The 14,459-nt window shown below is 62.8% G+C and carries 13 protein-coding genes; 4 read left to right on the top strand and 9 right to left on the bottom strand.

What is annotated here, in order from left to right:
- Positions 1-102: 102 nt before the first annotated feature.
- Positions 103-495, top strand: a complete 393-nt coding sequence (locus tag BHD07_RS29085) for a hypothetical protein (RefSeq protein ID WP_100674601.1) — start codon at positions 103-105, stop codon at positions 493-495.
- Positions 496-705: 210 nt separating this feature from the next.
- Here the strand turns inward: BHD07_RS29085 and BHD07_RS29080 are convergent, their stop codons facing one another.
- Both BHD07_RS29080 and BHD07_RS29075 read right to left on the bottom strand, forming a co-directional pair.
- The gene (locus BHD07_RS29080; protein ID WP_275597239.1) at positions 706-1,185 is read right to left on the bottom strand and encodes a VOC family protein; all 480 of its coding nucleotides are present in this window, start codon (positions 1,183-1,185) and stop codon (positions 706-708) included.
- Positions 1,186-1,390: 205 nt separating this feature from the next.
- Positions 1,391-1,825 carry an Lrp/AsnC family transcriptional regulator gene (locus BHD07_RS29075; protein WP_100674603.1) on the bottom strand — a complete coding sequence of 145 codons (435 nt, stop codon included), beginning with the start codon at positions 1,823-1,825 and terminating at the stop codon, positions 1,391-1,393.
- Between the two features lie 155 nt (positions 1,826-1,980).
- Between BHD07_RS29075 and rocF the strand changes: the two genes are divergently transcribed.
- The 3 genes from rocF to BHD07_RS29060 all read left to right on the top strand — a co-directional run bounded on the left by rocF (position 1,981) and on the right by BHD07_RS29060 (position 5,622).
- Positions 1,981-2,904, top strand: coding sequence for an arginase (gene rocF / locus BHD07_RS29070; protein WP_100674604.1), 924 nt, complete (start codon positions 1,981-1,983; stop codon positions 2,902-2,904).
- Between the two features lie 174 nt (positions 2,905-3,078).
- Positions 3,079-3,558, top strand: a complete 480-nt coding sequence (locus BHD07_RS29065; protein ID WP_003528560.1) for a chemotaxis protein CheW — start codon at positions 3,079-3,081, stop codon at positions 3,556-3,558.
- 282 nt (positions 3,559-3,840) lie between these two features.
- Complete coding sequence (locus BHD07_RS29060; protein WP_338284034.1) at positions 3,841-5,622, top strand: methyl-accepting chemotaxis protein; 1,782 nt, start codon at positions 3,841-3,843, stop codon at positions 5,620-5,622.
- A gap of 302 nt (positions 5,623-5,924) precedes the next feature.
- On the opposite strand, the gene BHD07_RS29055 is transcribed toward BHD07_RS29060, so the two are convergent.
- The 7 genes from BHD07_RS29055 to BHD07_RS29025 all read right to left on the bottom strand — a co-directional run bounded on the left by BHD07_RS29055 (position 5,925) and on the right by BHD07_RS29025 (position 14,307).
- Complete coding sequence (locus BHD07_RS29055; protein ID WP_018097250.1) at positions 5,925-6,158, bottom strand: formate dehydrogenase subunit delta; 234 nt, start codon at positions 6,156-6,158, stop codon at positions 5,925-5,927.
- A 17-nt stretch (positions 6,159-6,175) separates the two neighbouring features.
- Complete coding sequence (gene fdhD / locus BHD07_RS29050; RefSeq protein WP_100674606.1) at positions 6,176-7,048, bottom strand: formate dehydrogenase accessory sulfurtransferase FdhD; 873 nt, start codon at positions 7,046-7,048, stop codon at positions 6,176-6,178.
- An 8-nt stretch (positions 7,049-7,056) separates the two neighbouring features.
- Positions 7,057-9,936: a formate dehydrogenase subunit alpha gene (gene fdhF, locus BHD07_RS29045; protein WP_100674607.1), complete on the bottom strand. Its 2,880-nt coding sequence runs from the start codon at positions 9,934-9,936 to the stop codon at positions 7,057-7,059.
- A 376-nt stretch (positions 9,937-10,312) separates the two neighbouring features.
- On the bottom strand, positions 10,313-11,869 hold the full coding sequence (locus BHD07_RS29040; RefSeq protein WP_100674608.1) for a formate dehydrogenase beta subunit: 1,557 nt from the start codon (positions 11,867-11,869) through the stop codon (positions 10,313-10,315).
- Positions 11,866-12,345 (bottom strand): formate dehydrogenase subunit gamma, encoded by a 480-nt coding sequence (locus BHD07_RS29035; RefSeq protein ID WP_100674609.1) that lies wholly within the window; start codon positions 12,343-12,345, stop codon positions 11,866-11,868. Before BHD07_RS29035 ends, BHD07_RS29040 begins: the two co-directional genes overlap by 4 nt.
- Positions 12,346-12,520: 175 nt before the next feature.
- Positions 12,521-13,417, bottom strand: a complete 897-nt coding sequence (locus BHD07_RS29030; protein ID WP_010970351.1) for a LysR family transcriptional regulator — start codon at positions 13,415-13,417, stop codon at positions 12,521-12,523.
- Between the two features lie 119 nt (positions 13,418-13,536).
- Positions 13,537-14,307, bottom strand: coding sequence for an SDR family NAD(P)-dependent oxidoreductase (locus BHD07_RS29025; RefSeq protein ID WP_338284033.1), 771 nt, complete (start codon positions 14,305-14,307; stop codon positions 13,537-13,539).
- Positions 14,308-14,459 lie beyond the last annotated feature (152 nt).

Genomic DNA, 14,459 nt, shown 5'->3' with positions numbered 1-14,459 from the left:
TCATCGTTTCGGCCGTCCCATTATTTTTCGAACCGGAGTCTTGACCTCAAGCACGGTTGAGGTTGCAGAAATCACTCCGTGTAACGGACACGGAGGTACGACATGACTGAGCAGATACTCTTCCGGAACGTGATGAAGGTCACGGAAGGCAGCCTGGAACCCTTTCGCGAAGCGGTGAAGCAAGCGATCGAGTTCGTCGAGCGAAACGGACCTCAACTCATGGTCCAGACATTCATCGACGAGCAGGAAATGCGTGCGGTCAGCTTTCAGCTCTACCGGAATAGCGAAGACGTTCTGCGCCATTGGGAAATATCGGACCCTCACATCCGAGCGGTATCGGAGCATTGCAGCGTCGAGAAGTTCGAGGTTTACGGCAATCCGAGCGACGAGGTCGCAGCCGGCCTATCCCAATTCTTCGGCGACGGCCGCGGACACATCATGAAACCACTTGCGGGATTCACCCGCTTCCAAAGCACTTCCAGGAAAAGTGTATAACGGTTTTCCGTCCGGAAGTGCGTTGGATCAAATGGTCAGAGCACTTCCAGGAAAAGTGTATAACGGTTTTCCGTCCGAAAGTGCGTAGTCTCAAGGGCTGGATCATCTCGCTGTTTCAGTGAAATGATCCAATTCGCCCTTTACCGGCTGCGGGACGAATTTTTCTGAAGCGAACAGGGGAGCTCGGGTCAGGCGTGAAGGAGCGCCCCTTCACGCCGCGTTGCGATCGACCCCGAACGCATCCAGTACCTCGCTCTCGTCCGTTGCCGTGAACAGCGCCCAGATATGACCGAACGGATCGATGAGGGCGCCGACCCGGTCGCCGGTCGGCAGCGTTTCGGCGACATTGCGCAGACTGGCGCCGGAGCCCATCGCCCTTTCGAGCACGCGGTCCACGTCGTCGACGTGCAGTTCCAGGATCGCCGCCGTTGTTCCGAGCGCGTGCGGCGATCGCGGGCCGCCGAGCCTCGGTTCGGCGTCCCGGCGTGGATTGGCGCCGGCCACCCGGAAGACCGAGTCGCCGATGCAGAGGTCGGCACTCGTCAGAATGCCGCTCCACTCGTGCCGCTGCAGCAGCTCGGCGCCGAAGACATCGCGGTAGAACGCAATCGCCCGCTCCTCGTCACCATGCCGGACGAAGAGCTTTATGCAGATCTGCCGTACCGACGGGCCGCCGGAATAACTAGCCATGGCAATCTCCCTGGATCGCAATGATGTCGAGCGGGTGGAACCCGCGATCAAATACGCCATCGTTCAAAATGAGACCGCATGCCGCGGAGACCGCGCCCGTGCTCATGCCTCTCTTGTTTGCTGAGAGGAACATCTTATCCGAAGGTGAGAACAAATCAAGAACAAAAACAGCCGTGCGTCGCCAATTCACGCCGCGGCGATCGCCTCACGAAGACCCGGTCAACTTGCTGGTCTTCAGCAGAATGTTCGTTTCGGTCACGTTGATGCCGTCGATCAAACGGATGCGCCGCAAGGTCTCATCGAAGCTCGCGAGATCCCGGTCCTCGAGTTCGGCAATGAAATCCCACCTTCCATTGGTGCTGTGCAGCGCCCGCACCTGCGGCAGCCCGCGCAATTGTTCGGCGACACGGTCCGCCATCTTTCCGTGAACCTCGATCATCACCACGGCCCTGACGCCGGAGGCGGGGATTTCCGCGCCCGTGCGGATGGTAAAAGCGGCAATGGTCCCATTCGCGACGAGCCGGTCGATGCGCGCAGCAACCGTGGCACGCGAGACGCCGGTCATCGCCGAAAGCGCGGAGACGGGCATGCGGGAATTTTGCCGGAGAGCGCCGATGAGCGCCTGATCGAGATCATCCATCTTATCACTTCGTCAAAGGGGACTTTACACTTTGCGCATCTTATCTTCCCAATCGACAGTTTTCCATCTTTTTGCCGCCACGCTTTTTGACGATAATCCGCCGGACTTCACGGGAACCGAGCTTCCCGGCAACCGGGCCAAGGGACGAGGCGGACATGAAAACCATCACATTGATCGGCGCACCCATCGAGGAAGGCTCGGGCCGCCGCGGCGCAGCCATGGGGCCGACGGCGCTCAGAATCGCCGGAATAGACACGGTTCTCGCCGAACTCGGCCATACGGTCAATGACGAGGGGGATCTGAGGCCGCTGCCGGCACGCGATCTCGCCAACCATCCCGGCGCCAACAATCTGCAATCCGTCGCAGCTTTCGCGCGCGCGCTCGACGAAGCCGTGCATGAAACCGCGCGCAAGGGACATTTCCCCATCATTCTCGGCGGCGACCACGCGCTCTCGATGGGCAGCGTCTCCGGCATGGCGCGTCACGCCCAGGACGTCGGCCGGCCCCTCTTCGTCCTATGGCTGGACGCGCATGCCGACTTCAACTCGCCGGCGACCTCGCCCTCCGGCAACATGCACGGCATGCCCGTCGCCTTCTTCTGCGGCGAAGCGGAGTTCGCTCCGATCCTCCCGAAGGACCGGCCGCTGGTCGACCCGAAGAAGGTCTATCAGGTCGGAATCCGCTCGGTCGACGCGCGTGAGCGCGAGGAAATTGCCGAGCACGGCGTCAATGTCTTCGATATGCGGACCATCGACGAGATGGGCATGGCCCATATCATCCGCCAGATCGTCGATGAGGTTCGCGCCGCTAACGGCCTGCTGCATGTGAGCCTCGACGTCGATTTTATGGATCCGGAACTGGCCCCCGGCGTGGGGACGACGGTCCCGGGCGGCGCGACCTTCCGCGAGGCTCACCTCATCATGGAAGTGCTGTGCGACAGCGGCCTCGTCTCTTCCCTCGACGTGGTCGAGCTCAACCCGTTCCTCGACGACCGGGGCAAGAGCGCACGCATTCTGGTCGAACTGACGGCAAGCCTCTTCGGACGCCGTATCCTCGACCGCCCGACGCGCGCGGCCTGAGGCCACGCTCCGCCTGCTCTCCTGCGAGGGGGGAACGTTCAGCAAAGGCTTAACGAATCCGCGCCTAGTATAGGCATACAGAGCGCAAGGCGGATTTTCCGCGCATGAAGCGGCTTGCGCCTCGCCGGATGTCATCGGCGGACCACCACGACCGGAAAGCTGGAAGGACCTTCGATGACAAGCACGCAGAGAGCAGCCGGATTCGACGGCGAGACGCTCGAAATCATAGCGTTTCGCCTCCACGATCAGGAATTTTGCGTCAAGACCACGACGATCCGCGAGATACGCGGCTGGGCCCCGTCGACGCCCATCCCGCATGCCCCGCCGGAAGTGATCGGCGTGATGAACCTGCGCGGGACGGTGATCCCGATCATCGATCTCGCCCATAAGCTCGGCATGAAATCGACCGTCACCAACGAACGCAGCGCGATCGTCGTCGCCGAGGTCCACAACATGGTCATCGGTCTCGTCGTCGATCGCGTTTCCGACATTCTGACCGTGCAGGGCAGTCAGGTACAGCCTGTGCCTGAAGTCACTGCATCCTTCGACAAGAGCTTTGCGGAAGGCATCATCGCCAATGAATCGGGCATGATCTGCTTCCTCAATCTCGCCCGCATGTTCAAGGAGCGGGAAACCGAAGAACTGGCGGCCTGAGCCTGCGCATCTGCATATCGGGAGCGATTCACTATTTCCTTGAAACAGTGAGTCGCTCTGCGTGGCAAAGGACTACATCTTTTTACGAGTATGTAAGCAAAAATTCTATTTTAACGCGATTTTAAGCTCGCTTTACTAATTTAGATCGCACAGCGGCATGAAGCCCTTCGTGATTTCGAAATCTCCCCAGCAACCGCCAGCCGCCCTTTCCTGAAGGACGGCGAAGCAGATCACAAACGTCCGCTCCGCGGCCGTTTTTTCGCGAAAATTTCAGAGGGGATCATGTTTTCTTTTACCAGAAGCCGTGACGCACGGCAGATCATCGAAGCCTTGTCCAAATCGCAGGCCATCATTCAATTCGACCTCGCCGGCAACGTCCTCGACGCCAACGAGAACTTCTGCAAGGCGCTCGGCTATAGTCTGCAGGAAATCGTGGGACAGCACCATCGCATCTTCTGCGCGCCGGAATTCGTGGCGACTGAGGAGTATCGTGAGTTCTGGGCACGCCTCGGCCGCGGCGAATTCGACAGCAACAGCTACCGGCGCCTCGCCAAGGGCGGACGGGAAATCTGGATCCAGGCGAGTTACAACCCGGTCTGCCGAAACGGCAAGCCCTACAAGGTGGTCAAGTTCGCAACCGACATCACCGCAGTCAAGATGAGGGCCACGGAAGATGCCGGCAAGCTGGACGCCATTTCCCGCTCGCAGGCGATGATCGAGTTCACGCCCGCCGGCGAGGTGCTCACAGCCAACGAGAACTTCTGCAACACGCTCGGCTATCAGCTCTCCGAAATCCAGGGCCGACACCACAGCATGTTCTGCGAGCCCGGTTATACCGGCACGGCCGAATATGCCGATTTCTGGAAGCGCCTGGCCCAGGGCGAATTCATCGCCAACGAATTCGTGCGCTATGGCAAGGCCGGCAAGGAGGTCTGGATCCAGGCCGCCTACAACCCCATTCGCGATCCGAACGGCCGGGTTTACAAGGTGGTCAAATTCGCGACAGACGTGACCGAACGTATGGCCGCGATCAATGCGCTCGGAGCCGGCTTGCGAGCGCTTGCCGACGGCGATCTGGCTCAATCGCTCGACACGCCCTTCGTTCCCAGCATGGAAACGGTGCGCAAGGACTTCAACGAAGCGCTTGTCCGCCTCTGTCGGGCCATGCAGACGGTCGGCGAAAATGCAAGCGCGATCGCCGGCGGCGCACGCGAGATCCGGTCTGCAGCCGACGATCTGTCGAAACGTACAGAACAGCAGGCGGCCTCCGTCGAAGAAACGGCCGCAGCGCTGGACGAGATCACCACGACCGTCGCGGATTCCAGCCGCCGAGCCGAGGAAGCGGGCAATCTGGTCGCAAAGACGAAGGATGGCGCCGAGCGCTCCGGACTTGTCGTCAAAAGCGCGATCGGCGCCATGGGCCAGATCGAGCAATCCTCGCGCGAAATCAGCAACATCATCGGCGTCATCGACGACATCGCCTTCCAGACGAACCTGCTGGCCCTCAATGCCGGTGTCGAGGCGGCGCGTGCCGGAGAAGCCGGCAAGGGCTTCGCCGTCGTGGCCCAGGAGGTCCGCGAACTGGCGCAGCGATCGGCCAGCGCGGCAAAGGACATCAAATCCCTGATCACCGCTTCAGGCGAGCATGTGAGGAACGGCGTATCGCTGGTCGGCCAGACCGGCACCGCCCTGGAAACCATCCTGGCGCAGGTGCAGGAGATAAATCACAACGTCTCGGCGATCGTGGAAGCCGCCCGCGAACAGTCGACCGGTCTCAAGGAAATCAACCAGGCGGTCAATGCGATGGATCAGACGACGCAGCAGAACGCCGCCATGGTGGAGGAAAGCACGGCCGCGAGCCATCGGATGTCGCAGGAGGCGGACGCGTTGCACGCCCTGCTGCGTCAGTTCCGCATCGGACGGGACGCTTCACCCGCAAGCGACAACAGGATGGAAGCGCCCCATTCGCCCACGCGGCTGCACGCAACTGCAAAGGCGCTGCGTAGCGGCACGAGGTCCAATCTCGCGCTCGCTCCCGCCTCGGACAACTGGGAGAATTTCTGACCGCACTCCCACCCGCGCTCTTCTTCGAACGCAACGGCGCCCGGTGGGGAAGAGCATAAGCTTCTCCCTCCTCTACCTGTCACCGGGATGAGGGCAGCGACGCGCCTGCGGGGCGGAAAGGGTCTTTTCCAGCCCAGGGACTTGGGCTGGCTCGATTCCTGTGAAGGCACAGGAACGAGGATCGAAGGACAAACTTCCTGGAAGCGCTCTAAGGGCGTGTCGAGATTCGGGCCACCCGCCGCCGCTTGTTTGATTTCCTCATTCCTGTGCTTGTCACAGGAATCCAGCCAGACCAACAGGCCTTAAACCGCCTCCGGACGGCGGATCTTCTCAGCCGCCTCGAGCACCAGCGGGTTCAACCCTTCACCGCCATGCGCGATATGCTCGAAGAGCTTGCGGCGCATGCGCGGCTCCCAATATTTGTTGATATGCGTGGCCACGCCCTCGGCCGCCCCCTCCGCCGGCTGGGTCAGGAAGAAGGTGGCAATCTGGTTCGCCATATAGACGAGCTTGGCGTTGGGGTGGTTTTCAGACATGGAAGATTGCTCCGCATTCAGAATAGCGGCACGCGGGCGGACAAGGACGCAGGCTCCTCGTCATTCCGGATGATGCGCTCCGCATGGGTGAAGATTTCAAACTCGTCGCCGCGGACAAGTGCGATGAGGGTCATGCCCGCCCCTTCCGCCGTGCGGATGGCGAGCGCCGTCGGCGCAGAAATGGCAATGATCACAGGGCTCCCGACGATCGCGGTTTTCTGCACCATCTCGACCGATACGCGGGACGTGACGACAACCGCGCCCTGAGCGCCCCTGAACCCGGCGCGCGCGGCCGCTCCGGTCAGCTTGTCCAGCGCGTTGTGACGCCCGACATCCTCGCGGACCGCGATCAGTCCGCGTCCGGGCACGTAGAAAGCGGCACCGTGCACCGCCCGTGTCTCGAAATGCAGCGGCTGTTGTCCATTGAGAAGCGCAACTGCGTCCACCACGTCCTGATCGGAAAGGCGAAGCAGCGAGGCGGAGACGTCGGGCGTCGGGCGAACGGCCTCCTCGATCGACTCTATACCGCAGAGACCGCAACCGACCGGCCCGGCCATGTGGCGACGTCTGAGGCGCAGAATATCGTTCTGTTCGTCCTCGAGACTGATCTGCAGATCGATGCCCTTGTCCTCGACGACGATGTCTATGTCGTCGATCTGTTCTGGACGGGTGATGATCCCTTCGGTCAGGCTGAAGCCGGTGGCGAAATCCTCGAGATCGGCAGGTGTCGCCATCATCACCGCATGCGTCGAACCGCCATAGGTGAAGGCGACCGGCGTTTCCTCGGGCACGACGCGCGACTGCGCGACGAGGATGCCGCCGCGCCGTGCAGCCTCCGGCACCGTCGCCGTCGTTCCGGATGGAGAGGACGAAACTCGCTTGCCCGCCATTCTCGCTCCTATTCCGCCGCCTCCAGCTTGCCGGAAATGCGACGCGACCGGCGAGCCTGCTCGTCATAGTCGCGCTGCCAGTCGGAAGGACCGTTCGACGGCGAGACCTGCACCGCGGTCACCTTGTATTCCGGGCAGTTGGTCGCCCAATCGGTAAAGTCGGTGGTGATGACGTTCGCCTGAGTCGAGGGGTGATGGAAGGTCGTATAGACGACACCCGGCGCGACGCGATCGGTGATCAACGCGCGGAGCGTCGTATCGCCCGAGCGGCTGGCGAGCCTGACCCAGTCGCCGTCGCGGATGCCGCGCTGCTCGGCGTCATGCGGGTGAATTTCCAGCCGGTCTTCCGCATGCCAGACGACGTTCTCCGTGCGACGCGTCTGGGCGCCGACATTGTACTGACTGAGAATACGGCCGGTCGTCAGAAGCAGCGGGAAGCGCGGACCGGTCCTTTCGTCGGTCGCCACGTATTCGGTGCGGATGAACTTGCCCTTGCCGCGCACGAAACCGTCGACATGCATGATGGGCGAGCCGAGCGGCGCCTTCTCATTGCACGGCCACTGCACCGAGCCCATCTTGTCCAGATAGTCGTAGGAGACCATGGCAAAGCTCGGCGTCGTCGCCGCGATCTCGTCCATGATCTCGGACGGATGGCGATAGTTCCAGGCAAGCCCCATGGCTTGCGCCATCTTCTGCGTCACCTCCCAATCGGCATAGCCGTTCTTCGGCCGCATGACGCGCCGGACGCGGTTGATGCGGCGCTCGGCATTGGTGAAGGTTCCGTCCTTTTCGAGGAAGGTCGATCCGGGCAGGAAGACATGGGCGTAGTTGGCCGTCTCGTTGAGGAAGAGATCGTGCACCACGACGCATTCCATCGCCGCAAGGCCGGCGGCGACGTGCTTGGTGTCCGGATCCGACTGCAGGATGTCCTCGCCCTGCACGTAGAGGCCCTTGAAGGTGCCCTCGACGGCGGCATCGAGCATATTGGGGATGCGCAGGCCCGGCTCGTGATTGAGCGTCACGCCCCAGAGCTTCTCGAAGATCTCGCGCGTCGCATCGTCGGAAATATGTCGGTAGCCGGGAAGCTCGTGCGGGAAGGAGCCCATGTCGCAGGAGCCCTGGACGTTGTTCTGGCCGCGCAGCGGATTGACGCCGACGCCCGGCCGGCCGATGTTGCCGGTGAGCATGGCGAGGTTGGCGATCGCCATCACCGTCGTCGAGCCCTGGCTGTGCTCCGTGACGCCAAGGCCGTAATAGATCGCGCCGTTGCCGCCGGTGGCGTAAAGCCGCGCAGCCCTGCGCACAAGTTCCGGTGAAACGCCGGTATAGGCTTCGGTTGCTTCCGGGCTGTGATGGGGCTCTGCCACGAAGGCCGCCCAATCCTCGAATTCCGACCAGTCGCAGCGCTCGCGAATGAAGGCTTCGTTGGCAAGGCCTTCCGTGACGATGACATGCGCAATCGCCGTCAGGATGGCAACGTTGGTGCCGGGCTTCAGCGGCAGGTGGTACGACGCTTCGACATGGGCGGAGCGGACGAGGTCGATTCGGCGCGGATCGATGACGATCAGCTTGGCGCCCTGGCGCAGCCGCTTCTTCAGCCGCGAGGCGAAGACCGGGTGGCCGTCGGTCGGGTTGGCACCGATGATGACCGCAACATCCGTGTGTTCGACACTGTCGAAATCCTGCGTACCGGCGGAGGTGCCGAAGGTCTGGTTGAGGCCGTAACCGGTTGGCGAATGGCAGACGCGGGCGCAGGTGTCGACATTGTTGTTGCCGAAGCCGGCGCGCACCAGCTTCTGCACCAGAAAGGTTTCCTCATTGGTGCAGCGCGAAGACGTGATGCCGCCGACCGAATCGCGGCCGTACTGATACTGGATGCGGCGGAACTCGGAGGCGATATGCGCGAAAGCCTCTTCCCAGGTGACCTCGCGCCAGGGATCGGTGACCTTCTCGCGGACCATCGGATTGAGGATGCGGTCCCTGTGGTTGGAGTAACCATAGGCGAAGCGGCCCTTGACGCAGGAATGGCCGCGATTCGCCTGGCCGTCCTTCCAGGGCACCATGCGCACCAGCTCCTCGCCGCGCATCTCCGCCTTGAACGAGCAGCCCACGCCGCAATAGGCGCAGGTGGTGACGACCGAGTGCTCCGGCTGGCCGATCTCGATCACCGATTTTTCCGTCAGCGTCGCCGTGGGGCAAGCCTGCACGCAGGCGCCGCAGGAGACGCATTCGGAGGAAACGAAATCCTCGTTCATGCCGGCGGAGACGCGCGAATCGAAGCCGCGGCCGCTGATCGTCAGCGCGAAGGTGCCCTGCACTTCCTCGCAGGCCCGCACGCAGCGCGAACAGACGATGCACTTCGCCGGATCATAGGTGAAATACGGATTCGACTCGTCCTTCGGCGCCCATTTTGCGTTGATCTCGCCATTGTTGCGCGCCGCCACATGGTTCTCGCCGTCATAGCCGTAGCGCACGTCGCGCAGGCCCACGGCACCGGCCATGTCCTGCAGCTCGCAATCGCCATTGGCTGCGCAGGTGAGGCAGTCGAGCGGATGGTCGGAAATATAGAGCTCCATGACGCCGCGGCGGACATCCTTCAGCCGCTGCGTCTGCGTCGAAACGCTGATGCCTGCCGCCACCGGCGTCGTGCAGGAGGCCGGCATGCCGGCGCGTCCCTCGATCTCTACGAGACAGAGCCGGCAGGAGCCGAAGGCATCCATCATGTCGGAAGCGCAAAGCTTCGGCACCTCGATGCCCGCTTCCATTGCCGCACGCATGATCGACGTGCCTTCCGGAACCGTGATCTCGCGCCCGTCTATCGTCAGCGTCACCGTCTTCTCGGACTTGGAGGCAGGGGTGCCGTAGTCGATTTCGTGAATGAGAGACATTAGCGGGCCTCCTGAGAAATTGCGTTCAAGGGGGCGGCTTCACCCCCCTTTGCCCTGCCGGGCATCTCCCCCACAAGCGGGGAGATCGAATCGTGGCCGGCCACTCGCTCCAAAACAAACGCTTCTGCACGTGGGGCGCTCCGGTCAAGACGCCGAGCGCGCCGCATCCATTCTCCCCCCTTGGGGGGGAGATGGCCGGCAGGCCAGAGGGGGGTACGCGCCGCCGCCGATACCGGCTTCCGCCCCTCATCCGGCTGCCGCCACCTTCTCCCCGCTCGCGGGTAGAAGGGATATGCCGTGCCCTTCCGGTCCCCTCTCCCCGCCTGCGGGGAGAGGGTTAGGGTGAGGGGCAAAAATTCAAGTGCCATCGCAGCCATCATTCCGCAGCCTCCACGACCGGCACCGGTGAAAAATCCTCCGGAAAATGCGTCATGGCGCTCATCACCGGATAGGGCGTGAAGCCGCCAAGGGCGCAGAGGGAGCCGAACTTCATCGTGTTGCAGAGATCGGCGAGCAGTTCGCGGTTCTTCTCCGGCTCGATGCCGGCGGCGATCCTGTCGGCCACCTCGACGCCGCGCGTCGAACCGATACGGCATGGGGTGCACTTGCCGCAGCTTTCGACCGCACAGAACTCCATGGCGAAACGCGCCTGTTTCAACATGTCGGCCGTGTCGTCGAAGACGACGATGCCGGCATGACCGATGAGCCCGTCTCTGGCGGCAAATGCCTCGTAGTCGAAAGGCGTATCGAACAGCGCCCGCGGGAAATAGGCACCGAGCGGGCCGCCAACCTGGACGGCCTTGACCGGCCGGGCGCTCGCCGTGCCGCCGCCGATCTCGTCGACGATCTCGCCGAGCGTCAGGCCGAACGCGGTCTCGAAGAGGCCGCCATGCTTGACGTTGCCGGCGATCTGCAGCGGGATCGTTCCGCGCGACCGGCCCATGCCGAAATCGCGATAGTAATCGGCGCCCCTGTCGAGGATCACCGGCACGGAAGCGAGCGAGATGACGTTGTTGATGACGGTCGGGCGGTCGAAAAGGCCCTTGTGTGCCGGCAGCGGCGGCTTGGCGCGCACAAGCCCGCGCTTGCCTTCGAGGCTGTTCAGGAGCGAGGTCTCCTCGCCGCAGACATAGGCGCCGGCGCCGGTGCGCACTTCCATGTCGAAGGCGTGCGCCGACCCGAGCACCGAAGCACCGAGCACACCGGCGGCACGGGCGATCTCGATCGCCGCGCTCATCACCGCGATCGCATGCGGATATTCCGAACGGGTATAGATGTAGCCCTTGGTCGCACCGGTCGCGATACCGGCGATCGCCATACCCTCGATCAGCACGAAGGGATCGCCTTCCATGATCATCCGGTCCGCAAAGGTCCCGCTGTCGCCCTCGTCGGCATTGCAGACGATGTATTTGCGCGGCCCTCGTGCTTCCAGGACGGTCTTCCATTTGATGCCGGTCGGGAAGCCGGCGCCGCCGCGGCCGCGAAGGCCGCTTTCCGTGACCTCGGCAACGATCGCCGCCGGTTGCATTGCGATTGCCCGCTCGAGACCGAGCAAGCCCCGATGGGCGCGATAGTCTTCGAGCGAGAGAGGATCGATGACGCCGCAACGGGCGAAGGTAAGCCGGGTCTGTCGCTTGAGAAACGGAATTTCCTCGGTCTTGCCGAGGCAGAGAGGATGCGCGCCACCCGAAATCAGCCCGGCATCGAGAAGAGAGGCGACGTCGCGCGCCTTCACCGGACCGTAGGCGACGCGCCCTGCGGCCGTTTCGACTTCGACCAGCGGCTCCAGCCAGTGCATGCCGCGCGAGCCGTTGCGCACGATCGTGGCGTCGAGCCCGCGTGCGGCGATCTCGCCGGCCATCGCCTCCACCACCTTTTCGGCGCCTAGCGCAATGGCCGCCGCATCCCGGGGAATGTAGATCCTGACGGTCATCGGCGCGCCTCCGCAACCAGCGCCTCGAGCTCTGTTTCGTCGAGGCGCGCATGAACCTCGCCGTCGAGCATCGCCGACGGCGAGCAGGAACAGAGTCCGAGACAGTAGACCGGCTCAAGCGTCACGGCGCCGTCCGGCGTCGTCTCATGGAAATCGATCCCGAGAAGCGCCTTGGCGCGCTCCGCAAGCCGGTCGCCGCCCATCGACTGGCAGGCCTCGGCGCGACAGAGCTTCAGCACATGGCGCCCGGCCGGGTGCTCGCGAAAATCGTGATAGAAGGTAACCACGCCATAGACTTCGGCGCGCGAAAGATTGAGTTCCCGCGCGATCACCGGCAGGCTCTCCTCCGGCACATAGCCGAACTCGTCCTGGATTTCGTGCAGGATGGGAATAAGCGGGCCTTCGAGCCCCTTGAGCTCGCCGACGATCGCCAGCGTCCGTTCGGTCACGTCTGCGCGCGGCAGATGGATATTCACTGAAGGAGCCCTCCCGGCTCGCGGCCGCGCCGCCAGGATCTCCCGACCGTCGTCGTGCCGCTGTCTCAACCAGTTGGCAAAGATCGGAGATTTCACGCTCTTTGCCCATGAAACAAGCTTCGCGCTTATGCTTCCATGGGTCAATATGGCTGTTCCGTCGATCGATAGAAAATTTCTATTGAACCTGGTTGCGCTCACCGAGGATACGCGCCTCGTGCAACAGCGCGGAGACGAGCGGCGTGAACGGCTCACGATAGGTGGCGACCAGGCCGACCGTATGGCGGACGTCCGGATCGACGATCGGAATCATCCGTATGTCTTCGTGAAAACCGAATGATTTCGCGACGTTATACGGCATGATGCTCGCCCACCGGCCGGTCCGGACGTGGGAAAAGAGCACGATCATCGAATTCGATTCGAGGGTCGGCTTCGGGACCGCGCCCGCCTCGGCAAAGTGCTGATTGATGATGCGCCGGTTCTGCATGTCGGCCGTCAATAGACAAAGCCGAATGTCGCTCACTTCCTTCCAGGTCACGCTTTCGCGATCCGATAGCGCCGTACCGGCGGCCGTAACCAGATGATATTGCTCGATCTGCAAGGGCACGCTCGTCACCCGGCCGAGCGGCTCGTTCTCCAGATAGGTCAGACCGGCATCGATCTCCAGGTTTTCGAGAAGCGCGAGGATCTGCAGCGAGGTGGTCGAAAGCACCGAGAAGGTGACGTCCGGATGCTTCTCCTGGAAGGGCGCGGTGATGAGCGGCACCATGGAGAGCGTCGTCGGCACCGCGGCGAGGCGCATATGCCCCGAAAGACCTTTTCGCGCTGCACGCATCTCCTCGCGCATCGTACGGCTGTCACTGACGATCCGCCGTGCCCATTCCAGCACCCGCTGCCCTTCGGGCGTCAGTCCCTGGAAGCGTGATCCGCGATTGACCAGAATAACGCCGAGCTGCTCTTCGAGCTGCCGGATCGCTGCCGAAAGCGTCGGCTGCGTTACCCCGCACTCCTCCGCCGCCCGGCCGAAATGCCGTTCGCGGGCCAGTGCGAGAAAAAATTCCAGCTTGTCGATCATATCCGGATCACTCAGTGCACACGTTTTTGCGCCTCTCCTCGAGTTTGACCCGAGGACTGGCCTTCTCCCCGCCAAGCGGGGAGAAGGTGCCGGCAGGCGGATGAGGGGCGGACGCGCGCTTAAGCGATGAGCTGCCCGCCATTCACCTCCAGGACCTGTCCGGTGATATAGCCCGAAAGCGCGTGTGCGGCGAGGAAGAGATAGGCCGGCGCGCAATCCTCCGCCGTCCCGAGCCGGCCGAGCGGGATGGTCTTGCGCGTCGCCTCCAGCTTCTCCGGCGTCGAATAGCGCTCGTGGAAATCCGTCGTGATCGTGCCGGGCGAGACGCAGTTGACACGGATGCCGTCCGGCGCAAGTTCACGCGCCAGCGCCTTCGAATAGGTTGCGACGAAAGCTTTGGTGGCAGAGTAGATCGAGGAGCCGGGACTGCCGCCCATGCGCGCCGAGATCGAAACCGTGTTGACGATCGCAGGATGTCTGCCCTTGCGCAGGAGCGGCAGCATCGTCCGGGTCATCTCGACGACCGAGGTCTGGTTGAGCTGCACGACCGTGCGGTATTGCTCATCGGTGAGATCGGACGCCGGAAAGCGGCCAACCATCGTGCCGGCATTGTTGACGAGGACATCGACGCTGTCGAAGCGGCTCCTCACCACATCGGCGAGGCTCTCGACGCCTCCGTCGGCAACGAAATCCGCCGCCGCGAGGAACGCCCTGCCCTCGGCCGCTGCAAGGTCGAGAAATTCGGGGCGGTCGGCGGCGATCGTCCGCCCCATATGCACAACCACGCGCGCACCGCAATCGAGGAACAGCCGCACGACCTCGAGGCCGATGCCCCTTCCGCCGCCGGTAACCACCACGTTCATGCCCTGGAACAAGGCCGGATGATACATGCGCTTTCTTCCTCCCGATAACGTCAGACTGGCGTGCCCCCACCGATTACAGCGCAGATCGGGCGCGAGCCGCAACGAAAATCGAACGCGCTGGATATTTCTAATCTGAAATTGCGCCGCTTTCGTTTTTGCATATTATGAAAGAAAACGAA

This window comes from Sinorhizobium sp. KGO-5 (assembly GCF_036245905.1).
Taxonomy (GTDB): domain Bacteria; phylum Pseudomonadota; class Alphaproteobacteria; order Rhizobiales; family Rhizobiaceae; genus Sinorhizobium; species Sinorhizobium meliloti_A.
This window is presented reverse-complemented; position numbering and strand designations above follow the sequence as displayed.

Bases quoted from the DNA above. Each gene is read 5' to 3' on its own strand.
- BHD07_RS29060 (WP_338284034.1), top strand. From the start codon at position 3,841: ATGTTTTCTTTTACCAGAAGCCGTGACGCACGGCAGATCATCGAAGCC.
- BHD07_RS29040 (WP_100674608.1), bottom strand. From the start codon at position 11,869: ATGACCGTCAGGATCTACATTCCCCGGGATGCGGCGGCCATTGCGCTA.
- BHD07_RS29025 (WP_338284033.1), bottom strand. From the start codon at position 14,307: ATGTATCATCCGGCCTTGTTCCAGGGCATGAACGTGGTGGTTACCGGC.
- fdhF (WP_100674607.1), bottom strand. From the start codon at position 9,936: ATGTCTCTCATTCACGAAATCGACTACGGCACCCCTGCCTCCAAGTCC.
- BHD07_RS29055 (WP_018097250.1), bottom strand. From the start codon at position 6,158: ATGTCTGAAAACCACCCCAACGCCAAGCTCGTCTATATGGCGAACCAG.
- BHD07_RS29080 (WP_275597239.1), bottom strand. From the start codon at position 1,185: ATGGCTAGTTATTCCGGCGGCCCGTCGGTACGGCAGATCTGCATAAAG.
- BHD07_RS29085 (WP_100674601.1), top strand. From the start codon at position 103: ATGACTGAGCAGATACTCTTCCGGAACGTGATGAAGGTCACGGAAGGC.
- fdhD (WP_100674606.1), bottom strand. From the start codon at position 7,048: ATGGCGGGCAAGCGAGTTTCGTCCTCTCCATCCGGAACGACGGCGACG.
- rocF (WP_100674604.1), top strand. From the start codon at position 1,981: ATGAAAACCATCACATTGATCGGCGCACCCATCGAGGAAGGCTCGGGC.
- BHD07_RS29065 (WP_003528560.1), top strand. From the start codon at position 3,079: ATGACAAGCACGCAGAGAGCAGCCGGATTCGACGGCGAGACGCTCGAA.
- BHD07_RS29075 (WP_100674603.1), bottom strand. From the start codon at position 1,825: ATGGATGATCTCGATCAGGCGCTCATCGGCGCTCTCCGGCAAAATTCC.
- BHD07_RS29030 (WP_010970351.1), bottom strand. From the start codon at position 13,417: ATGATCGACAAGCTGGAATTTTTTCTCGCACTGGCCCGCGAACGGCAT.